The following is a 24,465-nucleotide window of genomic DNA, read 5'->3' as shown; positions in this document are numbered from 1 at the left end:
GTTCTTCGTTCGGGTCAGCCCCGGATTCTAGGCGGGCCGGGCGCCACCTCGCTTACAGCGTCTTGGTGCACAGCTTGAAGTCGGCGTCGTCGGCGAAGGGTTTGATCTGGAAGCCCAGGCTGCGCATCAGGCGCAGCATGCCGTCGTTGTTGGCCAGCACCAGGCCCTCGATCTCGGCCAGGCCCTTGGTGCGGGCCACGTCCATGATGCTGAGCATCAGCCGCGAGCCCAGGCCCTGGCCGGCATAGGCGTCCGACACCACCAGCGAGAACTCGCAGCTGGTCTGGTCGGGGTTGGTGATGTAGCGCGACACGCCGATGATCTGCTCGGTTTCCACGAAGCTGCCGTCGTCCTGCAGCACGCGGTCGGTGTGCACGGCGACCAGGGCCATCTCGCGGTCGTAGTCGATCAGGGTGTAGCGCGCCAGCATCTTGGCCGGCAGCTCCTGCATCGAGCTGACGAAGCGGAAATAGCGGCTCTCGGGCGACAGGCCCTTGACCAGGGCCTGCAGCATCTCGGCGTCATCCGGCTGGATCGGGCGGATGGTGTAGAGGCCGCCGCCCTTCATCGGCCACTCGCGCTCCAGGCCGGCCGGGTAGGGCAGGATGGCCAGGTGGTGGAAGGCCTGGTTCTGCGGGCCGGCGTGCTCGATCACCACGCGCGCGTCCACCGCCACCGCACCGTCCTCGTCGACGATGATCGGGTTGATGTCCATCTCCTGCAGCTGGGGCAGGGCGCAGACCATCTCGGACAGGCGCAGCAGCACCTGCTCGAGCGACTCCATGTTCACCGGCGGCGCGCCGCGCCAGTGGCCCAGGGTCTCGGCCACGCGGGCGCGCTCGATCAGCCGCCGGGCCAGGAACTGGTTCAGCGGCGGCAGCTCCATCGCCTGGTCGTTGATCAGCTCGATCATCGTGCCACCGGCGCCGAAGGTGATCACCGGGCCGAAGGGGTCGTCGGTGGTCAGGCCGATGTAGAGCTCGCGGCCGCGCGGCTTGCCGCTCATCGGCTGGATCGTCACGCCATTGATGCGTGCGCCGGGCTTGGCCTTGGCCACGCGGGCCAGCATGTCGTTGAAGGTGTCGCGCACCTGGGTGGCGGTCATCACGCCCAGCGCCACGCCCTGCACGTCGGACTTGTGGCTGATGTCGGGCGAGTCGATCTTCAGCGCCACCGGGTAGCCCAGCTGGCTGGCGATCAGCATCGCCTCGTTGGCGGTGCGGGCCAGCATGGTGCGGGTGACCGGGATGTGGAAGGCGGCCAGCAGGGCCTTCGATTCCATCTCGGTCAGCACCCGGCGGCGCTCGGCCAGCACGCCCTCGATCAGCAGGCGTGCGCCTTCGGTGTCGGGCGTGGCCAGTGTGGACAACGGCGGCGGCGTCTGCGTCAGCAGCTGCTGGTTCTGGTAAAAGCTGGCGATGTTGCCGAAGGCGTCCACCGCCGCCTCGGGGGTGCGGAAGCTCGGCAGCGGCTTGGCATTGAGCAGTTCGCGCGCCGGACGCACGCTGTCGTCGCCCATCCAACAGGCCACCACCGGCTTGCCCAGCCGGGCCGAACCGTCGATCACCGCCTGGGCGATCACCACCGGGTCGGCGCCCGGGTAGCAGGCGGGTTTGGGGGCGTAGATGACCAGCACGCCGTCGACGTGGCTGTCCTTGCCGCAGGCCTCGACCGCGGCCCTGTAGTGGGCCTCGGTGGCGTCCTCGCCCAGGTCCAGCACCTGGTTCAGCGTGGCGTTGGGTGAGAGCAGCGGCGCCAGCGTGTTGCGGCTCTGCGGATCGAGCCGCGCCACTTCCAGACCGATGTCGTTGGCCCAGTCGGCGGCCAGCACACCCGGGCCGCCGCCGTTGGTGACGATGGCCAGGCGCTTGCCCACCGGCCGGTAGCGCGAGGCCAGGCAGCGCGCCGCCGAGAACAGCTGCGTGAAGGCCCGCACCCGCACCACGCCGGCGCGGCGCAGCGCGGCCTCGAACACATCATCGGCACCCACGATCGCGGCCGAGTGGGTCAGCGCCGCGGTGGTGCCCGCCGGCATGCGTCCGGCCTTCATCACCACCACCGGCTTGACCGAGGCCGCAGCGCGCAGCGCGCTCATGAAGCGCCGCGCGTGGGTGATGCCCTCCATGTAGACCAGGATGCTGTGCGTGCTGCCATCGGTGGCCAGGAAGTCCAGCACCTGGGCCAGGTCGACCGCGGTGTTGGCGCCCAGCGAGACCACGGTGGAGAAGCCCACGCCATTGCGCCGCGCCCAGTCCAGGATCGACGAGGTCAGCGCCCCCGACTGCGACACCAGCGCCAGCGGCCCCGGTGCCGCCAGCGGCCCGGCGGCACTGGCATTGAGCTTGAGCAGCGGCCGCTGGAAGCCCAGCGAATTGGGGCCCAGCAGGTGCACGCCATGGCGCTTGGCCACCGCGTGCAGGTTGGCGCAGGCCGGTGCCGGCAGGTTGGCCGACAGCACCAGCGCCGCGCGACAGCGGATGCGGCCGGCGATCTCCAGCGCGGCCTCGATCTGCTCGTGCGGCAGCGCGATCACCGCCAGATCGGCCCGGGTGTGCGCCAGGTCGGACAGCGTGCCGGTCATCTCGGTGTCGAGGAAGCTGATCTGGCCGCTGAAGCCATTGGTCGTCAGCTCGGCCAGCAGGGCGCGCGCCATGGGCGCCTGGCTGTCAAGATCCTCCGGGTTGCCGGCGAAGACGATGATCGAGCGGGGCGAGAAGAGCGGCGTGAGGAAATGCTGGTCCACGTCGGCGGCAGGGCGTTGAAGGGCCCTGGGAGACACGATCTGGCCAGCATACTCCGGTTAAGGGTTAACCAGAGGCCTGCCCGCGCGTGGCTTGCTGCTGGTCAAGTCAGCACGCCGTCGGCCAGCCAGCGGTGCAGGCTGGCGGCCACCCGTGCCGGCGCCGCGTCGGCGGCGTCCGGGCTGTGGGCGGCGGCCACCGTGCACAGTGCGCCGATGCTGGTGCCCTCGGCCAGGGTGTGCAGCAGCTGGGCCTCGTCCTCGTCGACGATGCGCCAGTGGCGCGCCAGGCCCTGGCGCCAGACCAGCACCTGGTGAGGGCGCGCCGCCGGCTGCGCGGTCTGCGCCTGCTCATCGGCCTGCAGCGCCTGCCACAGCGGCGTGATGTCCCAGTCCAGCGCCAGCAGCCGGGCGGCCGGGTGCAGGCGCAGCGGCAGCGTGGCCCAGGCCTCGGGCGGCTGCGACTGCAGCGTCTGGGCATCCAGCGCTGGCGCGTCCGGGTCGTCCAGCACCTGGCCCAGCGTCCACTCGAAGCGGGCCAGGTCGGCCAGGGCGGCCGCGTGTGGCATCCCGCCCATGGCGATGGCCTCGGCCAGGCCGTCGCCGAACCAGCGGATCGAGGCGCGCTGACTGGGATGGGCCGCCAGGTAGTCGGCCGCCAGCGCGTCGAAAGCCTCATCGCCCAGCACCCGGTGCAGCACCGGGTGGTTGTCGCGCAGCGCAGCGCTCATCCGGGCGCGGTAGGCATGACGGTAGACGCCCAGCAGCGGCGCGCGGCCACGCAGCGGGCGCAGCAGCGCCAGCGCGGGCGCGGGATCGTCGCCCGTCAGGCCGCGGGTGAAGGCCCGAAGCATGGGCTCGAGTGATCCACTCATGGGGTGACCGGTTCCAACAGGGCGTCGCGGGCCACGCGGCGGGCGGTGTCCAGCTCGGACAGCAGCGCAGGCAGCGGCGGGATGTGGTCATCACGCTCGATCATCACCGGCACCTCTCCCAGCTGGCGCACGGTGTGGGCGTAGAGCGCCCAGACGGGCTCGCTGACCGGGTGGTCGTGGGTGTCGATCGGGCCGTCCTCGGTCATCTGATGGCCGGCCAGGTGCAACTGGGTGACGCGCGCGGCGGGCATGGCGTCGATGAAGGCCCGGGGGTCAAAGCCATGGTGCTGGGCGCTGACCCAGACGTTGTTGACGTCAAGGAGGATCTCGCAGTCGGCGCGACGGGCCACCTCGGCCAGAAAGCTCGCCTCGTCCATCTCGTCGGCCTGCCAGCCCACGTAGCTGGACACGTTCTCCAGCAGCAGGCGCCGTCCCAGCAGGTCCTGGGCCTGCGCGATCCGGTCCACCACATGGCGCAGCATGGCCTCGGTGTAGGGCAGTGGCAGCAGATCATGCAGGTAGCGGTGGTCGACGCGGCCCCAGCAGAGGTGGTCGGACACGCGGCAGGGCTGGACACGGTCGATCAGGGCGCGCAACTCGCGCAGGTAGCCACGGTCCAGCGGATCGGCGCTGCCAATCGCCAGCGAGACGCCGTGCATCGCGATCGGGATGTCGCGCCGGATCGCATCCAGGTGGGCCAGCGGGCGGCCTCCCGGCACCAGGTAGTTCTCCGAGATGATCTCCAGCCAGTCCAGCCCCCACTCGCGGGGCGGACGGGCACGGAAGTCAGCATAGTGCTCGGTGCGCAGGCCGAGGCCGAAACCGCTGCCCATGGTCAACGGCTTACTTGGCCGCCATCGGCTTGCCGCCGGCCTTGGTGCATGCCTCGGCCGACTTGGCCTGGGTCCAGCCCTGGCCCTTGCAGCCGTTCATGCCCTTGCACTCGTTCGTGGCGGTTTTGCACTCGGAGTGGCCCTTGCAGCTGTTGGCGCCGGCACACTGCACGCCCTTGTCGCTGGCGGCCTGGGCCGTGGCGGGGGCGCCCATGGCGAACAACGCGGCACAGGTGGCGGCCAGCGCAACGGCCGACGTGGTCTTGGTGACTTGCATGCGAATCTCCTGAAGGAAGTGAAGGGATGCCAGACATCGCCTGACACCTCTTCAGTCGCACGGGAATGCACTTGATTACAAGGGTTTTCCCTTGAGTTGTCCCTCACGCTGGCTGCGTCCTCAGTGGCTGGCTTCTGCCCACAGCGGCCGTAGGCCGCTGTGGGCAGAGCCCTATTCCGTTGAGCTCCCCCCAGCCCCCCTCCAAGAAGGGGGCTCCAGCATGAGCTTCGGGCCGGCCTGCCGGCCGGCGTGGCGCTGGCACGCTTGGCGCACCACCTTTTGTGGTTCTGACTGGAGCCACCCTCTTGGAGGGGGGCTGGGGGGAGCCCAACGTTCGGGGCCTTGGCCCACAGCGGCCAACGGCCGCTGTGGGCAGCAAACCGCCGCCCAAGCCCGCAGATGCCCCCCCAAACCCCGGCTTTTCGCGGCTAAGCAGGCCTCAAGTTCCCGGGATCATCGTGTCATCCCCCTGAATGGGAGCAGTACACCATGATCCGATCACTCTGGATTTCGAAGACCGGGATGGAAGCCCAGCAGACGCAGCTGGACCACATCTCCAACAACCTCGCCAATGCCGCGACGAATGGCTACAAGCGTTCGCATGCGGTGTTCGAGGACCTGATGTACCAGAACCTGCGCCAGAGCGGCGCCGCCAGTTCCGAGCAGACCCAGTTGCCCACCGGCCTGCAGGTCGGCCTGGGCACGCGGGCGGTAGCCTCGGCGCGGGACTTCTCGCAGGGCAACCTGCAGCAGAGCTCCAACAACCTGGACGTGGCCATCAACGGCAACGGCTTCCTGCTGGTCACGCTGCCCGACGGTGGCACCGGCTACACGCGCGACGGTGCGCTGAAGATGGATGCCCAGGGCCAGATCGTCAACAACTCGGGCTACGTCGTCCAGCCCGGCATCACCATCCCGGCGAACGCGCAGAGCGTGTCGATCAGCCCCAGCGGCCAGGTCAGCGTGACGCTGCCGGGCCAGGCCACACCGCAGGTGCTGGGCCAGTTCTCGATGGCCTCGTTCGCCAACCCGGGCGGCCTGGAGCCGCGCGGCCAGAACCTCTTCACCGAGACCGCCGCGTCGGGCACGCCCAATGCCGCGGTGCCCGGCACCAACGGCCTGGGCACGCTGCAGCAGGGCTACCTCGAGACCAGCAACGTCAACATGGTCGAGGAGCTGGTGACGATGATCCAGACCCAGCGCAGCTACGAGCTGAACTCCAAGGCCATCTCCACCTCCGACCAGATGCTCCAGCGTCTGGCGCAACTCTGAGGCCTGCCATGATGCGTCGCCTGGCTGCCGCGTCGATCGCCACCATCGTCATGCTGGCGCTGGCCGCTTGTGGCGGCGGCGATGTCGACCAGCCGGTGGGCCGCATCCAGGCCCAGCAGATGCCCGTGGCCGCGACCGCGGTCGAGACCGGCCGCGCGCTGGACCTGGCGATCGAGGGCGATGGCCAGTTCGTCTGGCGCACCGGCAGCGGCCAGACCGTCTACAGCCGCGAGGCCAGCCTGGGCCTGGGTGCCGACGGCCTGGTCAACCGCAGCGGCGCGCGCCTGATGGGCCTGGCGCCCGGCAGCAGCGATGCCGCCGCGCTGGTGCCGCTGACGGTGCCGGAGCTGATGTCCTCGCATGCCACCACGGGGCTGTCCCTTGAGTTCAACCTCGACTCGCGCCTGAGCGTCACCGACCTCGGATTCACGCCGCGCATCGACTTCGCCAACGCCGGAACCTACAACCACGCCACCTCGGCCGAGGTTTTCGACGGCAACGGTGTGTCGGTGGCACTGGTCGTCTATTTCCAGAAGCGTGCCGACGACCAGTGGAACGTCTATGTCAACGCCAATGGCGCGACGGTCGCTGGCACCGCAGACGACCCGCAGCCCGTTGTCACCTTGAGCTTCCTGCCCGACGGCAGCACGCCGTCGCCCAGCTCGACCACGCTGAACGTCCCGTCTTCGGTCAATGCCCAGGGAATGACCACGCAGCCCATCGCAGGGCTTGCCCTGGATCTGTCGCGTGCGACCCAATATGGCTCGTTCTTCTCGGTGACCGACGTGCGTCAGGACGGCTACGCCGCGGGTCGCCTGGTCAGCCTGCTCGTCGAAAGCGGCGGCGGCCTGACGGCCGAGTATTCGAACGGCCAGCGCGCCGACCGGGGTCGGATCATGCTGGCCCGCTTCGCCGGCACCGAGCGCTTCATGCCCACCCCCCAGGGCTGGCAGCAGGTGTCGGGCGCTGCGCCGGTCATCACGGCGCCGGGCCTGGGCCTGAACGGCACCTTGCGCACCGGCGCGCTCGAGACCGACGCCCAGCTGCGCAGCCACACCGGCCATTGATTCCTGCAGGACACACGACCATGTCGATCACCCTCACCCGCCTCCTGCCCGCGCTGACGCTGGCGGCCCTGGCCGGTTGCACCACCATCTACCCGACCCCCCAGGTCGACTTCGCCCACGCCACCGCCCCCGCGGCACCGGCCAGCGGCCCGAGCGCGTTCCCCGAGCTGCAGCCGCTGCCGTACACCGCCCCGGTCGCGATGGGCGGCAATGGCGCGATCTACCAGGCCGCGGCCTACCGTCCGCTGTTCGAGGACTACCGCGCGCGCATGGTGGGCGACACGCTGACGATCAACATCGTCGAGAACGTCAGCGCCACCCAGACCGCCAACAGCACCGTGGGCAAGACCGGCAAGGTCGAGTCCAGCGCCTCGTCGCTGAGCGGTCTGTCGGCGCTGGGGCTGTCGCGTCTGGGCATCTCGGGCAGCAGCGCCAACAACTTCGAAGGCAAAGGCACCACCGCCACCACCAACCAGTTCAGCGGCACGATCACCGCCACCGTGGTGGGCGTGCTGCCCAATGGTCACCTGCTGGTGGCCGGCGAGAAGCAGGTGGGTGTCAACCAGCGCGTCGATGTGCTGCGCTTCACCGGCCAGGTCGATCCGCGTGCCATCGCGCCGGGCAACACCGTGCAGAGCGCGCAGATCGCCAATGTCCGCATCGAGAACCGCGGTCGCGGTGCGATCGAGGATGCCCAGGGCATGAACTGGCTGGGCCGCTTTTTCCTGAACCTGCTGCCGATCTGATGAGCCTCGTGATGAACGCGCCCGACCGTACCGAACGACTGCTGCGCCTGGCCGCCATGCTGGCGGCCGTGATGGCCAGTGCCGCCCTGTGGTGGCCCTGGCCCGCACAGGCCAGCCAGCGCATCAAGGAAGTCGCCTCGGTGCAGGGCGTGCGACCCAACCAGCTGATGGGCTACGGCCTGGTGATCGGCCTGGACGGCACCGGCGACCAGACCACCCAGACGCCGTTCACCGCGCAAAGCGTCAACTCGATGCTGCAGCAGATGGGCGTGACCGTGCCGGCCGGCGCCCAGATGCAGTTGAAGAACGTGGCGGCGGTGCTGGTCACGGCCACGCTGCCGCCCTTCGCCCAGCCGGGCCAGCAGATCGATGTGAGTGTGTCGTCGATCGGCAATGCCAAGAGCCTGCGCGGCGGCAGCCTGGTCGCCACCGCGCTCAAGGGTGCCGACGGGCAGATCTATGCGATGGCCCAGGGCGGCCTGATCGTGGGTGGCGCGGGCGCGTCGGCCGGCGGCGCCAAGGTGCAGATCAACCACCTGGGCGGCGGTCGCATCCCGCAGGGCGCCACGGTGGAGCGCGCCGTGCCCACGCCGCTGCTGGTGGGCGAGTTCGTGCAGCTGGACCTCAGCTCGGGCGACTTCGCCACCGCCAATGCCGTGGCCAAGGCGATCAACGGCGCCAAGGGCGAGGGCACGGCCCAGGCCATCGACGGCCGCGTCGTGCGCGTGCGCGCACCGCAGGACAGCGCCCAGCGCGTGGCCTTCCTGGCCGAGGTCGAGAACCTGCCGCTGACGCTGGAGAAGCCCGCCGCCAAGGTGGTGCTCAACCCGCGCACCGGCTCGATCGTGATGAACCAGAGCGTCACGCTGGCGCCCTGCGCCGTGGCGCACGGCAGCCTGGCGGTGACGATCAGCTCGACCCCGCAGGTCAGCCAGCCGGGCGCGCTGTCGGGCGGTCAGACCGTGGTCACCGAGAAGAACGACATCCAGGTCACCCAGCAGGGCGGCCAGGTCATCAACGTGCCCGCCAGCGCGCAGCTGGCCGACGTGGTCAAGGCGCTCAACGCGCTGGGTGCCACGCCCCAGGACCTGCTGGCCATCCTGCAGGCGATGAAGTCGGCCGGCGCGCTGCAGGCCGAGCTCGAGGTCATCTGAGGCAAGCGCCATGGCCGCCATCCCCACCACCTTCCAGAACGCCGCGCGCACCGGATTCGGTGATGCCCGGGGCGTTGAATCGCTGCGCCGGCAGGCCGCAGCTGACCCGAAGACCGCGGTGCGCGAGGCCGCCAAGCAGTTCGAATCGCTGTTCATGCAGGAACTGCTGAAGACCATGCGCCAGGCCTCCGAGCCCGGCCAGGACGGCAGCTTCGACAACGAAGGCAGCAAGCTCGGCCGCGAGATGCTGGATGCGCAGTGGGCGGCCAAGGTGGCCGGCCGCCCGGGCGGCCTGAGCGATGTGATCGCCCGCCAGCTTGAGCGCAACATGGGCCTGCAGCCCGGTCCGATTCCCAAGCCCGACACCACCTCCACGCCCATCGGCGCGGCCCAGCCCAGCGGCATCCCCACGCAATCGGCGGCCGACTTCGTCGCCCGCCACACCGCCTCGGCCCAGGCCGCCGAGGCCAGCACCGGCATCCCGGCCACCTTCATGGTGGCGCAGGCCGCCCATGAGAGCGGCTGGGGCAAGAAAGAGATGAAGGCCGCCGATGGCAGCAACACCTTCAACCTTTTCGGCATCAAGGCCAGCCCGAACTGGAAGGGCGCCACCGCCGACGTGGTGACCACCGAGTACATCAACGGCACGCCGCGCAAGGTGGTGCAGAAGTTCCGCGCCTACAGAAGCTACGCCGAGTCCTTCGCCGACTACGCCAGCCTGATGAAGAACAGCCCGCGCTATGCCAAGGTCGTGGCCGCCGGTGCCGATGCCAAGGGCTTCGCCCAGGGCCTGCAGAACGCCGGCTACGCCACCGACCCCGCCTACGCCAGCAAGCTGGGCAAGGTGATCAACACCACGCTGCGCCTGCAGCGCAGCCTGAGCGCCTGAAGGAGAACCTGGCATGTCGACCTCCGGATTGATGGCCATCGGCCTGCGCGCCATGCTGGCCAACAGCGCCGCCTTGCAGGTCACCGGCCACAACATCGCCAACGCCGGTGTCCAGGGCTATTCGCGCCAGTCGGCGATCCTGGCCACCAACACCGGCCAGTTCACCGGTGCGGGCTTCTTCGGCAAGGGCTCGAACGTGGTGGACGTGCGCCGCGCCCACGACCAGTTCCTCACCGCCCAGGCGCATGCCGCGGCATCGCTGTCGAGCATGGACGGCATGCGCTCGGTCCAGCTGCAGCAGCTGGAAGATGTGTTCCCGCCCGGTACCGCCGGCATCGGCTATGCGATGGGTGAGTTCCTGAACGCCGCCGCCGACCTGGCCAGCGTGCCGGCCGACGGTTCCGCGCGCCAGGTCTACCTGGCCCGTGCCGCCGACGTGGCGGCGCGCTTCTCCAGCGCGGCCGGCCGCATCGAGGTGCTGCAGGACGGCGTGCGCTCCGACCTGGCCAGCTCCGCCGAGACCGTCAATGGCCTGGCCCAGGACATTGCCACGCTGAACGACCGCATCGCCTCGGTCTGGTCGCTGGGCCAACGCCCCAACGACCTGCTCGACCAGCGCGACGAGCTGGTGCACCAGCTCAGCCAGTACCTGCAGGTCAGCACCATCGAAGCCGACGACGGCACGCTGGGCGTGTTCATTGCCGGCGGTCAGCGCCTGGTGCTGGGCACCGAGGCCTCAAAGCTCAGCGTCGGCCCGGACCCCGCTGATCCCAGCCGCGCGGCCCTGTCCCTGGTGTCTGCCGGCGAAACGCTGCCGATCGACGACCAGATGGTCACCGGCGGCTCGATCGCCGGCCTGCTGCGCTACCAGAACCACGACCTGGTGGACATGCGCAACCAGCTGGGCCAGATGGCCACGGTGTTCGCCGCCAAGATGAACGACCAGCAGGCCATGGGCCTGGACCTGGGCGACCCGCCCGGGGCCGGCGCGGCGCTGTTCGGCATCACCGCACCGACCGTGGTGCCCAACCGCAACAACGCGCGCGACGGCAATGGCGACCTGATCGCCACCGTCAACGTCGACATCGCCGACGCCACGCTGCTGCAGGCCAGCGATTACGAGCTGACCAACGACCCCGACAACCCGGGCCAGTTCCTGCTGAAGCGGCTGACCGACGGCCTGACCCGCAGCATTGTCGACGGCGACACGGTGGACGGCTTCACCGTCAGCGTGCCGCCGCCCGGTCTGCAGGCCGGCGACCGCTTCCTGCTGCAGCCGGTCGGCCATGCCGCCACCGGCATGGCCCGTGTGCTGGACGACCCGGACGGCATTGCCGCGGCAGCGCCGGTGACCGCCACCATGGGCGACGCCAACACCGGCACCGCCACCGTCGCCTCGCTGAAGGTGGTCAGCACCGGCATCGACCCCAACCTGAGCGTGGCGATCAGCTTCAATGACGACACCGGGAACTACGACTACAGCATCACCGACGCCAGTGGCACGGTGGTCGACAGCGGCAGCGGCGCCTGGGTGGCCGGCCAGCCGATCGCCTTCAACGGCTTTGAGCTGCGCCTGAACGGCGTGCCCAAGACCGGGGACACGATCAGCATCGCCAAGACCCAGTTCCCCGCCACCAACAACGGCAACGCGCTGCAGGTGGCGGCGCTGCGCGACGAGCGCTTCGTCGGCCGCACGATGCGCCAGGACGGCAGCATCGCCGAAGGCGCCACCCTCACCGACGCCTACGCCAACACCATGTCGGACATCGGCGTGCGGGTGCAGAGCGCCAAGACCGCCGCGCAGATCTCCGAATCGGCCTACACCCAGGCGACCGATGCCGTGACCTCCAAGGTCGGCGTCAACCTGGACGAAGAGGCCGCGATGCTGCTGCAGTTCCAGCAAAGCTACCAGGCAGCCGCCAAGGTGCTGCAGGTGGCGCAGCAGGTGTTCGACACCATGCTGCAGCTCGGCCAGTGACCGAGTGACCTTCCAGGAGTCCATCCATGTTCCGCGTCGCCACCCTGAATGCCTACGACAAGGTGATCAACACGCTGCAGAAGCGCCAGCAGGACCTGGTCGAGGCGCAGCAGCAGCTCACCAGCGGCAAGCGGGTGCTGCACGCCAGCGACGACCCGGTCGCCGCGGCGCGGGCCGAGCGGGCGCGCGCGCTGCAGCAGCGCTCCGAGGCCAACCAGCGCGCGGTGGACGCCAGCAAGAATTCGATGACGCTGACCGAGTCGGCACTGGGCGATGCCGGCGAGCTGTTGCAGCAGGCGCGTGAGCTGGTGGTGGCCGCCGGCAACGCCAGCTACAGCGATGCCCAGCGCCAGGACGTGGCCAAGCAGCTGGCCGAGATCCGCAAGCAGCTGATGAGCGTGGCCAACCGCGGCAATGGCGCCGGCGGCTTCGTCTTCTCGGGCCAGGGCACCAGCCAGCCGCCGTTCCTGGATGCCCCGGGCGGCGTGGCCTACACCGGCACCGGCGGCCAGGTGGAAGTGGCCTCGGATGAGCAACTGCCACTGACCTTCGACGGCCGCCAGGTCTGGATGGGCGCACGCACCGGCAACGGCGTCTTCGAGACCCGCAACCTGGGCAGCAGCAGCGCCTGGATCGACGCCGGCCGGGTGACCGATCCGGCCCAGATCACCGGCTCCACCTACAGCGTCAGCTTCAGCGTGGTCGGCGGTGTCACCACCTACAGCGTCTTCCAGGACGGCAATCCCACGGCGCTCAGTGGCCAGCCCTACACCTCGGGCCAGGCGATCACGATCGACGGCATGTCCTTCGCCGTCAACGGCACGCCGGCCGATGCCGATGCCTTCGAGATCACGCCCTCGGCCGTCGGCCTGTCGGTGTTCGATGCGCTGGACCGGGTGGTCAATGCGCTGAAGACGCCGAACCAGACCCCCACCCAGGTCACCCAGGCCGTGCAGACCGGCCTGCGCGACGTGGATCAGAGCCTGGGCCAGCTGCAATCGTCACGCAGCCTGGCCGGCGAGACGCTCAACCGCATCGAGGGCGTGCAGGCCCGGGTCACCGACCTGAAGCTGTTCGCCAAGACCACCGAGTCCGACGCCGAAGACCTGGACGAGACCCAGGCGATCTCGGACTTTGCCAACCAGCAGACCGGCTACCAGGTGGCCTTGCAAACCTACGCGACTCTGCAGAAGATGTCGCTGTTCCAGTACATCAACAGCTGAGCGGCCGACCGGCCTTGACCTGCGCGGGCCGGTTCGTCGTCCACCCAACCCTGTTCAGCCATGTCTGCCCCTGTGCTCGACCACCTGATCCTGGCGGGCAGCGCGCTGTTCGACGCGCGCCGCCAGCCGTCCATCGCCCGCCTGACCGTGCACCCGCTGCCTGGCGGCCCGGCGCCGGACCCCGAGGCACTGGCCGCGCTGCTGGCCGGGACCTGGCCCGCCGAGGCCGGCCCGATCGCCCTGAACCTGACCAGCGAGACCTGGCTGCGTGCCCTTCTGGACTGGCTGGAGCGTGCCGGCGTGCAGGCGCACTGGCTGGTGGAGCTGCCAGCCTTCATGCTGGCCGATGCGGCCACCACCGACCGTCTGGCCACCTTGTCCTCGCACGGCCAGGGTCTGGTGCTCAAGGGCCGGCCGCTGGCACCGCTGGCGCCCGAGCAACTGCGCAGCTTCAAGCTGGCGGTGATCGATGTCGACGAGGAACGCCGCGTGCCGGGTGAGGCCGCGCCAGCGGTGCCTGCACGGTCGCTGCCCTTTGCCCAGTCGGGCGTGCACACACCGGCCGAGGCCTCCGCCGCGTTCAAGCGCGGCGCCACCGCGGTGGTGGGCTGGCCGCTGGGCGACCCGCCGGTCGGCGGCACGCAGCGGCGCGACTTCCCCGGCGCGGTGAGCACCGTGGCCGAGCTGATGCAGCGCCTGGACCGCGAGGAGCCGGTGGGCCGCCTCGACGAGGTGCTGCGCCGCGACCCGGCGCTGGCCTTCCGGCTGATCCGCTACATCAATTCGCCGGGCTTCGGCCTGTCGGTCGAGATCACCTCCTTCCAGCACGCCATCATGGTGCTGGGCTACCAGCGCCTCAAGCGCTGGCTGGCGCTGCTGCTGACCAGCACCGTCGACAGCCCCGACCTGCAGCCGATGATGCATCTGGCCGTGCGCCGTGGCCTGCTGATGGAGGAGCTGGCGCGCCTGCAGGGCGACGAGACCCTGCGCAACGAGGCCTTCATCTGCGGCGTGTTCTCGCTGCTCGACCGCATGCTGGTCCAGCCCTTCACCCAGCTGCTGTCCAAGCTGCCGGTGCCCGAGCGCGTGGCCCTGGCACTGCTGGATGGCGCGGGCGCCCATGCCCCGGGTCTGGCACTGGCCCAGGCGGTGGAGGCCGGGCTGCCCTATGACATCGAGGCGGCGATGGAGTCGCTGCTGCTGACGCCTGGCGAGTACAACGAGGCGGTGCTGAAGTCGCTGGCCGCGGCGCGACAGCTGCAGGGCTGAGGCGCGCTGCCCGCACAGGCGGGCGACGCGTACACTCGTCGCAGCCCTGCTGCGCGACATGAGTTCCATCCTCCGCTCCTCCTCCATTCCCCTGGGCGCCGCGCGCGCCCCCCGGCCCTGTGCCGACACCGATGTCGAGGCCCTGCTGGAACTCAGCCCGCAGGCGCTGCTGATGTTCGACGAGCGGGGCCAGGTGCTGCGCAGCAACCCACCCCTGCGCCGTCTCGCCGGGCACGCCACCGAGCGCGTGGACCAGCTGCCGCCGGTCCTGCAACAGCTGCTGGGCTGGCCTGGCGACCTGCCACGCCCCGGTGCCCCGCGCGAGCTCGACGGCTTCGTCGACGGCCAGGACGGCCTGCGCCACCGGCTGCGCGCCCGCATCACCGCGCTGGCCCCGATGGAGCAGGGCGCGCGCTGGCTGGCGTCGTTTGACGACCGCAGCATCGAGGACGAGCGCGACCTCTCCAGGCTGGAGATCGCCGCGCTGATGGGCGACGCCGAGGTCGGCCTGGCCTCCTGGGACGCCGCCCGCGGCTGGGTGCCGCGGCCGGCCACCTCGGCGCGCCGGGCGGTTGGCGCCGCCGCAGGCGCGCCCTCGGCGGCGATCACCTCGGTCAGCAAGGAGCTGGTCGAGCCGGATTCACTGCCCGAGTACGAGCGCCTGCAGCGCGCGCTGCGCCAGCGCGAACGGGTGGAGGTGCGCTACGCGGTGCAGCATCCGCAGACCGGGCAGCGCTGGTTGATGTCGCGCGTCGAGCCCGGCGAGCTGTCACCGGGGCGCGCCGCCTTCAGCGTGATGACGCTGGACGTCAGCCAGGAGGAGGGCGCGCGCCGGCGCAACGAGCAGTTGCTGCGCGAGCTGACCGCCATCCTCGACGAGAACCCGGCCGGCATAGCCTACTTCCTGGGCCCGGGCCTGGTGCGCTGCAACCGCCGCTTCGAGCTGCTGCTGGGCCTGCCCGAAGGCAGCGCCCGCGGCGCCACGCTGGGCGAGCTGCTGCTGCGCGGCGGCGTTGCGCCCGAGGTGGTCGACGCCACGCTGGCGGCCTTCGTGCGTGACGACCGCTGCGCCACCGAGTTCAGCCCTGGCGAGATCGGCGGCAGCGGGCGCTGGTACGCGCTGGCGCTGCGCCGCTCGGGCGACATCGGCCGCGGCGCCGACGAGACCGTGGCGGTGCTGACCGACATCACCGAGCTGCGCCAGCGCGAGGCCGAGATGGCGGCGCTGGCGCGCGAGCGCGAGCTGATGTTCAGCCTGTCCGACGTGGGCATCGTCTACCAGCGCGACGGCCGCATCGAGCGCGCCAACCAGGCGATGGAAGAGCTCAGCGGCCACGACCAGGCCAGCCTGCAGGGCATGCCGCTGTCCGAGCTGTTCGCCGACGAGGCCAGCTACCTGGCGCACAGCGCCAGCGAGCGGCGCGACCTGGCCACCTCGGGCCGCCACAGCGCCGAGCGGCAGCTGCGCCGGCGCGATGGCCGCAGCCTGTGGGTGCTGTCCAGCCAGCGCCTGGTCGACACCGCCAACCCGCGCGCCGGCAGCATCTGCTCCTTTGTCAGCGTGGACGACCGTCGGCGCGCCCGCGAGCAGGTACTGCTGCAGGCCGACCGCACGCGCGCCATCCTCGATTCGGTGCTGGTGGGCATCGTCAGCGTCGACGACCGCGGCATCGAGTGGATGAACCGCTCGGCGCGGCGCATGTTCGGCGGCGAGCTGGCCGATTTCGTCGGCCAGCAGATCGGCACCGTGGCCACCGCCGAGCCCGACCACCCGCTGCGCCGCACCGACTGGCTGACCACGCTGGAAGAAGGCCAGGCCGAGACCTTCGACTGCCGCCTGAAGGCACGCGATGGCCGCGAGTTCTGGGTGGTGGGCAATGTGGTGGTGACCGGCCGCGAGTCGCAGCAGCGCCAGCTGACCTTCGCGCTGATGGACATCGACAGCCGGCGCGAGGCCGAGGTGCAGATCGCCCGTGCCCGCGCCAGCCTGCAGCGCATCATTGAAACCGCACCGCTGGCCATTGCGCTGTTCGAGGCCGACAGCCACAAGGTGGTGCAGCTCAACCAGATGATGTCCGAGTTCGCCGGCCAGCCGCTGGCGCGGATGCAGGACCAGCCGCCGCTGCGCTGGCTGCCGGCCGATCTGGCCGAGCCGCTGGTGGCCGACCTGGACCGCGCCGCGCGCACCCACGCCAGCGTGCACCGCGAGCTGCTGCTGCCGGCGGCGCCGGGCCAGGCGCCGCGGGTCTGGGATGTGCGCATCGTGGCGCTGGACGCCCGCGGCGAGGTGCCCGAGCAACTGCTGCTGGTGGCCGGCGACGTCACCGAGCAGCGCGCCGCCGACCAGGCGCGGCTGGAGGCCGCCATCGCCCAGCGCGAGATGCTGGTCAAGGAAGTCCACCACCGCATCAAGAACAACCTGCAGGGCGTGGCCGGCCTGCTGCAGCAGAACGCCCAGCGCCACCCCGAGGCGGCTGCGGCCATCGCCGAGGCGGTCAGCCAGGTCCACGCGATCGCCCAGGTGCACGGCCTGCAGGTCGGCATCAGCGGCCCCTTGCGGGTGCGCAACGTGGTGGAGGCGATCTGCGGCTCGGTGCAGCGCATGTTCGGTCGGCCGATCAGCGTGACCATCGACGGCGCGGCGCCGCACCGCTTCGCGCTCAGCGAGGCCGATTCCATCCCGATCGCGCTGACCGTCAACGAGCTGCTGACCAATGCCATCAAGCACAGCGGCGCCGGCGGCGCGCTGGGCTGCCAGGTGCACTTCGGCGAGCAGGAGGTGTCGATCGCGGTGGTCAACGACGGCCGGCTGCCCGAGGGCTTCCAGCTCGCGGCGGTGCCCACCGGCATCTCGGGCCTGGGCCTGGTGCGGGCGCTGCTGCCGCGCAAGGGCGCCGCCCTGGCGCTGGAGCAGCAGGGCGGCAGCGTGGTGGCCGCGCTGCGCCTGCAGCCGCCGGCGGTGTCGCTGCTGGCGCCGCTCTGAGCGGCCCCACGGGCGGCGCGGTTTGGGCGAGAATCCGCAGATGACAGCTGAGGTGATGCAGGGCAGCAAGGGCAAGGTGCTGGTGGTCGACGACGACCGCCTGGTGCTGGCCACCGTCACCCACGGCCTGTCGCAGGCCGGCTTCGAGGTGATCGACGCCGACAACGGCGATGACGCGATCCTGCTGGCCCGCGAACACCGCCCCGACCTGGCCCTGCTTGACATCCGCATGGAGGGCAAGACCGGCTTCGATGTGGCCGACTACCTGCGCGAGTCGCTGGGCACGCCCTTCATGTTCCTGTCGGCCTTTGCCGACAGCGCCACCGTGCAGCGGGTGCGCGAACTCGGCGCGGTGGCCTACCTGGTCAAGCCGCTGGACGTGGCGCAGATCGTGCCCACGGTGGAGGCGGCGGTGTCGAATGTGCGCCGCGGCGGCGCCCCGCGGCCGGTGCCGGCCGGTCCGGCGGCAGCCCCGGTGGCGACGCCGGTGGTCCCGGTCGTGGCCGCCCCCGCCGCGCCGCGTGATCTGCTGTCCGACCCGCTGCCGCTGGCGGTGGGGGTGCTGATGCACCGCTACTCGATCACCCGCCACCAGGCGCTGGAGCGCCTGCAGCGCCTGGCCGACGCCGACGGGCGGTCGCTGGCCATGCACGCCGCGGCGCTGGTCGACGCGGCCGAGCTGCTGGCCCGGCACGCCGACTGAGGGCGGGCAGGCGTCCGTGCCACGGCCTGCGGGCCTGGCGCCGCCGTCATCACGGCATCGGCTGCTTGCCTCCCATGTCCAGGCTCCCCGCTTCACGCAAGAACCTGTTGACACTTCACATCTAGCCGCCGATCGTGAAGTAGAAGCGGGCCCCCTGGCCCACCTCCGACTCGGCCCAGATGTCACCGCCATGGCGCCGCAGGATGCGCTTGACCGAGGCCAGGCCCACGCCGGTGCCCTGGAAGTCCTTGGGGCTGTGCAGGCGCTGGAACACGCCGAACAGGCGGTCGGCGAAGCGCATGTCGAAGCCGGCGCCGCGGTCGGCGACCACGTACACCGCCTGGCCGTCACGCGATTCGCGGCGGAACTCGATGTGGGTGGTCGGCGCCTGGCTGCTGTACTTCCAGGCGTTGCCGATGAGGTTGTCCATCGCGATGCGCAGCAGCGTGGGGTCGCCATCGACCACGATGCCCGACTCGATCTGCAGCTCGGTGACGCGCTCCGGATGCTCGCGCTTGAGGTCGTCCAGGATGTAGGTCACCAGCTGCGACAGGTCGACCGGGCGGCGCTGCAGCGGCTGCGACTGCAGGCGTGACAGCGCCAGCAAGGCGTCGATCATCGCGTTCATGCGGGCCGCAGCGGCCAGCACGCGGTCAAGGTGGTCGTTGCCGATGCGGTCGAGGAAGCGGCCGTAGTCCTCCTTCAGGATGCGGGCAAAACCATCGACCACGCGGATCGGCGCGCGCAGGTCGTGCGAGACCGAATAGGTGAAGGACTCGTGCTCGGCCGCGCTGACCGTGGCCTCGGTGGCCCGCGCGGCGCCGCGCAGCAGCATCACCTGGCCATGCTCGAAGCCGTGCACGTCCAGCGTCCAGTCACCGGCGGCGCAGGACGCGCCGGGATCCAGCTGCGCGGCGGCGTCGGCCAGCGGTGCGGGCAGCGCCTGGCGCACGCTGGGCCAGTCGCGGCCGCGGGCCGCCGCCGGCTCCAGCTGCAGCAGCTTGGCGGCTTCGTCGCTGAGCGCCTCGACCGCCCAGCCCTGGGCGCCTTCGCGCAGCACCAGCGCGGCCACGCCCAGGCCGGGCAGCAGGCTGGCCAGCGCGGCCTGGTCGAAGGCGCGCTGCTCCAGCTGCGACAGCGGCCTGGCACAGCCCAGGTAGCCGGCAAAGCAGCCATCGGCACCGTAGCGCGGCACGGCCCGCAGCGACCAGGGTTCGGGGTGCTCGCCATCCTGGCGCATGACCCGCACATCCAGCAGCGCGGCATGGCTGTCCAGCCGGGCCTCCAGGGCGCCCGGGTGGTCGAGCCGGAAGCGCTGGCCCAGGGTCAGGCCGGCGGGCAGGGTCTCGGCCCAGTCGGCCGAGGGCGCTTCGGGCGGCGGCCGCCACAGTGTCAGGTGGTGGCTGGGGTCGGTTTCCCAGTACCAGGCGTCGATCAGCTGTTCGGTGCGCTGCAGCGCCTGGCGCTGCTCGCTGAGCTGACGCTCGGCGTGCTGGCGGCCCCACAGCAGGCCGGCCAGCCCGCAGGCAGCGCCAAAGGCCAGCATCGGCAGCCAGGCCCAGGGACCGCTGGGGTCACCCACCCGCGCCTCGCTGCCGCCCCAGGGCGCCCAGGGCCACAGCAGGCCCGCCAGGACCAGGGCGACAGCCGCCCAGGTCAGCGACCTGCCGGGCAGTGCGGTGGGGCGCGGCGGCGGACTCATGCGACCGATTGTAAAGAGCCTGCGTGAGGCGCTGACAGTCCGCTGCCCGGTCCGGTCCTGCGTAAAACGACCGTCAGGCCGCCCATTTCCAGGTTGACCCGGGCCCGGGCTGGACGCATGCTTGCCATGTATATTGCCCGCTGATGTCGACCTCCTTGCCCCCTTTGTCCGCAGCCCTGGATGCCGCAAGCGCGCCCCCGTTGCGCCACGAGGCGCTGGCGGTGCTGCGGTCGCTCGATCCGGCCGGCGGCTCGATGTTCGTGCTGCGCGTGCTCAAGACCTACCTCGGCTCGCTCGACCGCTACCTGCCCGAGATCCAGGCCGCCCGCGGTCGCGGTGACACCGCGGCGTTGCGCATGGTGGTCCACTCGCTGAAGTCCTCCTCGCTGCAGATCGGTGCCGAGCCCTTCGGCCAGCTGTGCGCCGAGATCGAGCGCGATCTGGTCGCCCACGGCCTGGACAGCCCCGGCATGGACCAGAGGCTGGCCGTGCTGGCCGCTGATGCCGAGGGGATTCGTCGCCGCGTCGAATGGACCTTGGCTGCGGAGGCCGCGCGGTGAGCCAGCGCCATCAGATCCCCGGCATCCACCCGCCGGACCGGCCGCGGGTGCTGCTGGTCGACGACGACGAGGTCAACCTGATGCTGACGCGCGCCGCGCTGTCGGCCGAGTTCGACATCGTCGAGGCCACCAATGGCAATGACGCTTTGCGCATGGTCAGCGGCTGGGTGCCCGACCTGGTCGTGCTCGACGCGATCATGCCGGGCCTGGACGGCTTCGACACCTGCCGCGAGATGCGCAGCTACTACGGCTTCGAGCATGTCCCGGTGCTGATGCTGACCGGCCTGGAGGACGACGCCTCGGTGCAGCGTGCGTTCCAGGCGGGGGCCACCGATTTCTTCGTCAAGTCCAACCAGTGGAGCCTGCTGACCCAGCGGCTGCACTACATGCTGCGCACCGCCCGCACCAACCGCGAGTTGGAGCGCAGCAAGTCCAACCTCGCCCGCGCCCAGTACCTGGCGCGCATGGGCAGCTTCGACTGGTGGTACAGCCCCGACCTGCCGCTGGGCAGCGGCCTGGAGCTGTCCGAGCAGGCCTTGCGGGTGTTCGGCTACGGCCCCGAGGAACACCTGTCGCTGCGCGAGATCCTGCACATGCTGGACACCGCCGACCGGGTGGCGTTGTTCCGCCAGCTGCGCCTGGTGCTGCGCAACGTCAATGTCATCGCCAACGACATCCCGATGCACCTGCCGGACGGGCGCGACCGGGTGATCCACGTCGAGGCCGAACCCGAGTTCGGCGACCTGGGCCAGTGCATCGGCTACCGCGGCATCGTCCAGGACGTGACCGACCGCCGGCATGCCGAGGACAGCATCCGCCGCCTGGCCAGCACCGACGCGCTGACCACGCTGCCCAACCGCCGCCAGCTGATGATCCGCGCCGAGCGTGCGCTCGAGGTGGCCCGCGACCGCGGCCACCTGGTGGCGCTGCTGATGATCGACCTGGACCGGTTCAAGAACATCAACGACACCCTGGGCCACTTTGCCGGCGACGAGTTGCTGATCGAGGTCTCGGCCCGCCTGCGCGCCTGCGTGCGCCACTGCGACCAGTTCAATGACCTGGTGGTGGTCGAGACCGTGGGCAACCGCTCGCACCGCCAGCTCGAGGGCGTGGCCCGGCTGGGCGGCGACGAGTTCGTGGCGCTGCTGCCCGAGGTCCATGACGTGTCCGATGCCGAGCGGGTCGGCCGCCGCATCCTCGATGCGCTGCGCGAGCCGCTGTATGTCTCGGGCCAGGAGTGCTTCGCCACCGCCAGCATCGGCATCGCACTCTACCCGCGCGACGGCGAGAACGTCACCGACCTGATGCGCAACGCCGACGTGGCGATGTACGCCGCCAAGACCGCCGGCCGCAACAACTGCGTCACCTACGGTCCCAGCCTGGCCGGCCGCGGCCCCGAGATGCTGGAGCTGGAGACTGCGCTGCACAAGGCGATCGAGCGCGACGAGCTGCGCCTGTACTACCAGCCCAAGATCGACGTGGCCAAGGGCTGCGTCGTCGGGGTCGAGGCGCTGATGCGCTGGCAGCGGCCGGATCGCCTGGTCTCGCCGGCCGATTTCATCCCGCTGGCCGAGGAAACCGGCCTGATCGTGCCGATGACCGAATGGGCGCTGCGCGAGGCCACCCGCCAGGTGCGCGCCTGGCAGGACGAGTACGGCTACCTGGGCGGCGTCGCGGTGAACATGCCCAGCCGCATGTTCCACCGCAGCGACCTGCTGGAGCTGGTGACCAGCTCGGTCGGGGTTCACGGGCTGCGACCCGACCGCCTGCTCCTCGAGCTGACGGAAGGCACCCTGATGACCAACATCGACGCCATCCTGCCGACGCTGCGGGAGCTCAACGAGCTGGGCGTGCGGATCTCGGTCGATGACTTCGGCACCGGCTACTCCTCGCTGGCCTACCTGACCACGCTGCCCATCTCCGAACTCAAGATCGACCGCTCCTTCGTGCAGAACCTGGGTGTCACGCACAAGGGCAAGGCGGTCATCACCACCATCGTCGCGCTGGCGCGCGCGCTGGGGCTGAGCGTCATCGCCGAAGGCGTCGAGACCCAGGCCCAGGCCCACATCCTGCACCGCCAGGGCTGCACGACGATGCAGGGCTACCTGTTCAGCCGGCCGGTCGATGGGGCCTCGCTGGGCCCCTGGCTGCGCGACTTCCAGCTCGCCCCGATGGCCGAGGTGCCCGAGGACGACGAAGGCCAGACCGTCTCGGCCTGATCCCGCGCACTGCGCTTCCTGACCCCCTGCCGATGGCCGCCGCCGAGCCCCTGACCCCGGCCCAGATCGCCAAGGCCGCGCTGCGCCGCCTGGCCCTGGCCAAGCTGGAACCCACCCCCGAAAACTATGCCAAGGCCTGGGCCGAGGAGTCCGGCGAGGCCGCCGGCACGCTGCCGCCACGGGCCCGCGGCCTGATGGAGCGCCTGGCCGCGCGCGCCTGCGAGGACCCTGCCGCGCGCACCGAACTGGGCCGGGCGCTGGGTCGCTCGCAATGGGACGAGGCGCTGCGCCTGCTGGATCGCCAGGGCGACAGCGCGCTGGCCCAGGCGCGCGCCTGGGCGCAGCTGGTCGAGCGCCTGGCACGCGGCCTGGAGCGCGGCGGCAAGCACTGGACGCTGGCGCGCAAGAAGGACAGCCTGCAGCGCGTGCTGGAGTCCTCCAGCAGCGACAGCGCGCGCCTGCTGCACCGCCTGCGCCAGCTGGTCAGCGCCTGGGACAGCGACGAGCCGCTGCCCGCCGAGGCCGGCGACGACACCGCTGCCGATGCGCCGTCGGCCGATGAGCTCCCCCCGGTGGCGCACAGCAGCGAGCCCGCTGCCGCCGACGCCACCCGTCCGGGCACCGAGCCCGACCACTGGCCGCGTCTGGTCGAGCCGCTGCACGGCGCGCTGCTGGTGGCCCTGCCCGACGATTCACCGCGCGCCCGCGCGCTGGCCGATGAACTGGCCGGTCTGGCCGACCGCATTGCCGCCGAAGGCCCCAGCCCGGCGCTGGCCGCCGAGATCGGCGAAGCCTGCCAGCGCGCCCGCCGTCTGCTGGCGCACCGCCACCACCTGCTGGACCAGGTGCACCGCCTGAGCCGCGAACTGGCCGGCGGCCTGGCCGAACTGGCCGAAGACGACAGCTGGGTCCAGGGCCAGCTGCAGAGTCTGCAACTGACGCTGGACGAAGCCCCCAGTGCGCGTGCGGTGCAGGCCGCCAGCGGCCTGCTGGCACGCACCCGCGAGCGCCAGCGCAGCCTGCGCGGCGAACGCGACCTGGCGCGCCAGGCGCTGAAGGACCTGATCCAGCGCATGCTGGCCGAGCTGGGTGAGCTCGACGAGCACACCGGCCGCTTCCAGGACGGCATGCTGCGCTACGCCCAGACGATCGAGCGGGCCGACTCGCTGGAAAGCCTGGCCGGCGTGGTGCGCGAGATGGTTGACGAAAGCCGCAGCGTCCACGCCCTGGTCAGCAGCACGCGCGGCCGGCTGCATGACGAGCATGCGCGCGCCACGCTGCTGGAAACCAAGGTGCGTGAGCTGGAACAGGAGCTGCGCCGCCTGTCCGACGAGGTGGCCACCGACCAGCTCACCCAGGTGGCCAACCGCCGCGGCCTGGTGGCCCAGTTCGAGCAGGAGCAGTCGCGCCTGCAGCGCGACGGTGGCGAGCTGGCCGTGGGGCTGCTGGACATCGACAACTTCAAGCGCCTGAACGACAGCCTGGGCCACGCCGCTGGCGACCAGGCCCTGGTGGCGCTGGCGCGGCACGTGCGCGCCTCGCTGCGACCGGTGGATGGCATGGCGCGCTTCGGTGGCGAGGAGTTCGTCGTGCTGCTGCCCGGCACCGCGGTGGACGAGGCCGCCCGGGTGCTGACCCGCCTGCAGCGCGAACTCAGCGCCAGCCTGTTCATGCACGACGGCCAGGAGGTGTTCGTGACCTTCTCCGCCGGCGTCACCGCCTACCGCCCCGGCGAGGCGCTTGAAGCGGCGCTGGAGCGCGCCGACGAGGCCCTCTACGAGGCCAAGCGCACCGGCAAGAACCGCACCTGCATCGCCTGAGACCACGCGCCAGCCGGGCCGGTGCTGACGGGCGACGGACGGGCAGGGCCAAGAGGCACCCCGGCCGCCGGTGCCGGTCGCCGGGGCTGGCACACTTGATGCGAACAGGGTTATGGACCAGCGGTCAAGATGCGTGAGCCGCTGCCGACTGCACC

The 24,465-nt window shown here is 71.0% G+C and carries 18 protein-coding genes; 13 read left to right on the top strand and 5 right to left on the bottom strand.

What is annotated here, in order from left to right; all coding sequences use genetic code 11:
• Positions 1 to 52 precede the first annotated feature (52 nt).
• The 4 genes from KAK07_RS12035 to bufA2 form a co-directional block, all read right to left on the bottom strand.
• Positions 53 to 2,743 (bottom strand): bifunctional acetate--CoA ligase family protein/GNAT family N-acetyltransferase, encoded by a 2,691-nt coding sequence (locus KAK07_RS12035; protein WP_210854612.1) that lies wholly within the window; start codon positions 2,741 to 2,743, stop codon positions 53 to 55.
• A gap of 101 nt (positions 2,744 to 2,844) precedes the next feature.
• Complete coding sequence (locus tag KAK07_RS12030) at positions 2,845 to 3,615, bottom strand: HvfC/BufC N-terminal domain-containing protein (protein WP_210854611.1); 771 nt, start codon at positions 3,613 to 3,615, stop codon at positions 2,845 to 2,847.
• The gene (gene bufB, locus KAK07_RS12025) at positions 3,612 to 4,448 is read right to left on the bottom strand and encodes an MNIO family bufferin maturase (RefSeq protein ID WP_210854610.1); all 837 of its coding nucleotides are present in this window, start codon (positions 4,446 to 4,448) and stop codon (positions 3,612 to 3,614) included. Before bufB ends, KAK07_RS12030 begins: the two co-directional genes overlap by 4 nt.
• A 10-nt stretch (positions 4,449 to 4,458) precedes the next feature.
• Entirely contained in the window at positions 4,459 to 4,725 is a 267-nt protein-coding gene (bufA2, locus tag KAK07_RS12020; RefSeq protein ID WP_210854609.1) for a BufA2 family periplasmic bufferin-type metallophore, read from the bottom strand.
• Positions 4,726 to 5,214: 489 nt separating this feature from the next.
• Between bufA2 and flgG the strand changes: the two genes are divergently transcribed.
• The 10 genes from flgG to KAK07_RS11970 are packed head-to-tail and all read left to right on the top strand — an operon-like array spanning position 5,215 to position 18,009.
• Entirely contained in the window at positions 5,215 to 5,997 is a 783-nt protein-coding gene (gene flgG / locus KAK07_RS12015) for a flagellar basal-body rod protein FlgG (RefSeq protein ID WP_210857123.1), read from the top strand.
• An 8-nt stretch (positions 5,998 to 6,005) separates the two neighbouring features.
• On the top strand, positions 6,006 to 7,064 hold the full coding sequence (locus KAK07_RS12010) for a flagellar hook-basal body complex protein (RefSeq protein WP_210857122.1): 1,059 nt from the start codon (positions 6,006 to 6,008) through the stop codon (positions 7,062 to 7,064).
• A 20-nt stretch (positions 7,065 to 7,084) separates the two neighbouring features.
• Positions 7,085 to 7,810: a flagellar basal body L-ring protein FlgH gene (locus KAK07_RS12005; protein ID WP_210857121.1), complete on the top strand. Its 726-nt coding sequence runs from the start codon at positions 7,085 to 7,087 to the stop codon at positions 7,808 to 7,810.
• A gap of 11 nt (positions 7,811 to 7,821) precedes the next feature.
• On the top strand, positions 7,822 to 8,964 hold the full coding sequence (locus KAK07_RS12000; RefSeq protein WP_210857120.1) for a flagellar basal body P-ring protein FlgI: 1,143 nt from the start codon (positions 7,822 to 7,824) through the stop codon (positions 8,962 to 8,964).
• Between the two features lie 10 nt (positions 8,965 to 8,974).
• The gene (gene flgJ, locus KAK07_RS11995) at positions 8,975 to 9,853 is read left to right on the top strand and encodes a flagellar assembly peptidoglycan hydrolase FlgJ (protein ID WP_210857119.1); all 879 of its coding nucleotides are present in this window, start codon (positions 8,975 to 8,977) and stop codon (positions 9,851 to 9,853) included.
• Between the two features lie 13 nt (positions 9,854 to 9,866).
• Positions 9,867 to 11,831, top strand: coding sequence for a flagellar hook-associated protein FlgK (flgK, locus tag KAK07_RS11990; RefSeq protein WP_247661380.1), 1,965 nt, complete (start codon positions 9,867 to 9,869; stop codon positions 11,829 to 11,831).
• A gap of 26 nt (positions 11,832 to 11,857) precedes the next feature.
• Complete coding sequence (gene flgL, locus KAK07_RS11985) at positions 11,858 to 13,054, top strand: flagellar hook-associated protein FlgL (protein ID WP_210857118.1); 1,197 nt, start codon at positions 11,858 to 11,860, stop codon at positions 13,052 to 13,054.
• Between the two features lie 60 nt (positions 13,055 to 13,114).
• Positions 13,115 to 14,323 carry an EAL and HDOD domain-containing protein gene (locus KAK07_RS11980; protein WP_210860996.1) on the top strand — a complete coding sequence of 403 codons (1,209 nt, stop codon included), beginning with the start codon at positions 13,115 to 13,117 and terminating at the stop codon, positions 14,321 to 14,323.
• A 58-nt stretch (positions 14,324 to 14,381) separates the two neighbouring features.
• On the top strand, positions 14,382 to 17,306 hold the full coding sequence (locus KAK07_RS11975; protein WP_210860994.1) for a PAS domain S-box protein: 2,925 nt from the start codon (positions 14,382 to 14,384) through the stop codon (positions 17,304 to 17,306).
• A gap of 40 nt (positions 17,307 to 17,346) precedes the next feature.
• A complete protein-coding gene (locus KAK07_RS11970) occupies positions 17,347 to 18,009 on the top strand; it encodes a response regulator (protein WP_247661379.1) in 663 nt (220 codons plus the stop codon).
• A gap of 121 nt (positions 18,010 to 18,130) precedes the next feature.
• Here KAK07_RS11970 and KAK07_RS11965 read toward each other — a convergent pair whose 3' ends face one another.
• On the bottom strand, positions 18,131 to 19,711 hold the full coding sequence (locus KAK07_RS11965) for a sensor histidine kinase (protein ID WP_210857115.1): 1,581 nt from the start codon (positions 19,709 to 19,711) through the stop codon (positions 18,131 to 18,133).
• A gap of 143 nt (positions 19,712 to 19,854) precedes the next feature.
• On the opposite strand from KAK07_RS11965, the gene KAK07_RS11960 reads away from it, so the two are divergent.
• Genes KAK07_RS11960 through KAK07_RS11950 form a run of 3 tightly spaced genes read left to right on the top strand, consistent with a single transcriptional unit; the run spans position 19,855 to position 24,310 of the window.
• On the top strand, positions 19,855 to 20,271 hold the full coding sequence (locus tag KAK07_RS11960) for an Hpt domain-containing protein (protein WP_210857114.1): 417 nt from the start codon (positions 19,855 to 19,857) through the stop codon (positions 20,269 to 20,271).
• Complete coding sequence (locus KAK07_RS11955; RefSeq protein WP_310738718.1) at positions 20,268 to 22,490, top strand: putative bifunctional diguanylate cyclase/phosphodiesterase; 2,223 nt, start codon at positions 20,268 to 20,270, stop codon at positions 22,488 to 22,490. Before KAK07_RS11960 ends, KAK07_RS11955 begins: the two co-directional genes overlap by 4 nt.
• 32 nt (positions 22,491 to 22,522) lie before the next feature.
• Positions 22,523 to 24,310, top strand: coding sequence for a GGDEF domain-containing protein (locus KAK07_RS11950; protein ID WP_210860992.1), 1,788 nt, complete (start codon positions 22,523 to 22,525; stop codon positions 24,308 to 24,310).
• Positions 24,311 to 24,465: the final 155 nt, after the last annotated feature.

The organism is Ideonella alba (genome assembly GCF_018069875.1).
GTDB classification, from domain to species: domain Bacteria; phylum Pseudomonadota; class Gammaproteobacteria; order Burkholderiales; family Burkholderiaceae_C; genus Ideonella; species Ideonella alba.
Note: the sequence above shows the minus strand (reverse complement) of the source record. Positions and strands in the feature narration are given on the sequence as shown.

Coding starts and splice junctions, on each gene's coding strand:
- KAK07_RS12030 (WP_210854611.1), bottom strand. CDS start 3,615: ATGAGTGGATCACTCGAGCCCATGCTTCGGGCCTTCACCCGCGGCCTG.
- bufB (WP_210854610.1), bottom strand. CDS start 4,448: ATGGGCAGCGGTTTCGGCCTCGGCCTGCGCACCGAGCACTATGCTGAC.
- bufA2 (WP_210854609.1), bottom strand. CDS start 4,725: ATGCAAGTCACCAAGACCACGTCGGCCGTTGCGCTGGCCGCCACCTGT.
- flgG (WP_210857123.1), top strand. CDS start 5,215: ATGATCCGATCACTCTGGATTTCGAAGACCGGGATGGAAGCCCAGCAG.
- KAK07_RS12010 (WP_210857122.1), top strand. CDS start 6,006: ATGATGCGTCGCCTGGCTGCCGCGTCGATCGCCACCATCGTCATGCTG.
- KAK07_RS12005 (WP_210857121.1), top strand. CDS start 7,085: ATGTCGATCACCCTCACCCGCCTCCTGCCCGCGCTGACGCTGGCGGCC.
- KAK07_RS12000 (WP_210857120.1), top strand. CDS start 7,822: ATGAACGCGCCCGACCGTACCGAACGACTGCTGCGCCTGGCCGCCATG.
- flgJ (WP_210857119.1), top strand. CDS start 8,975: ATGGCCGCCATCCCCACCACCTTCCAGAACGCCGCGCGCACCGGATTC.
- flgK (WP_247661380.1), top strand. CDS start 9,867: ATGTCGACCTCCGGATTGATGGCCATCGGCCTGCGCGCCATGCTGGCC.
- flgL (WP_210857118.1), top strand. CDS start 11,858: ATGTTCCGCGTCGCCACCCTGAATGCCTACGACAAGGTGATCAACACG.
- KAK07_RS11980 (WP_210860996.1), top strand. CDS start 13,115: ATGTCTGCCCCTGTGCTCGACCACCTGATCCTGGCGGGCAGCGCGCTG.
- KAK07_RS11975 (WP_210860994.1), top strand. CDS start 14,382: ATGAGTTCCATCCTCCGCTCCTCCTCCATTCCCCTGGGCGCCGCGCGC.
- KAK07_RS11970 (WP_247661379.1), top strand. CDS start 17,347: ATGACAGCTGAGGTGATGCAGGGCAGCAAGGGCAAGGTGCTGGTGGTC.
- KAK07_RS11965 (WP_210857115.1), bottom strand. CDS start 19,711: ATGAGTCCGCCGCCGCGCCCCACCGCACTGCCCGGCAGGTCGCTGACC.
- KAK07_RS11960 (WP_210857114.1), top strand. CDS start 19,855: ATGTCGACCTCCTTGCCCCCTTTGTCCGCAGCCCTGGATGCCGCAAGC.
- KAK07_RS11950 (WP_210860992.1), top strand. CDS start 22,523: ATGGCCGCCGCCGAGCCCCTGACCCCGGCCCAGATCGCCAAGGCCGCG.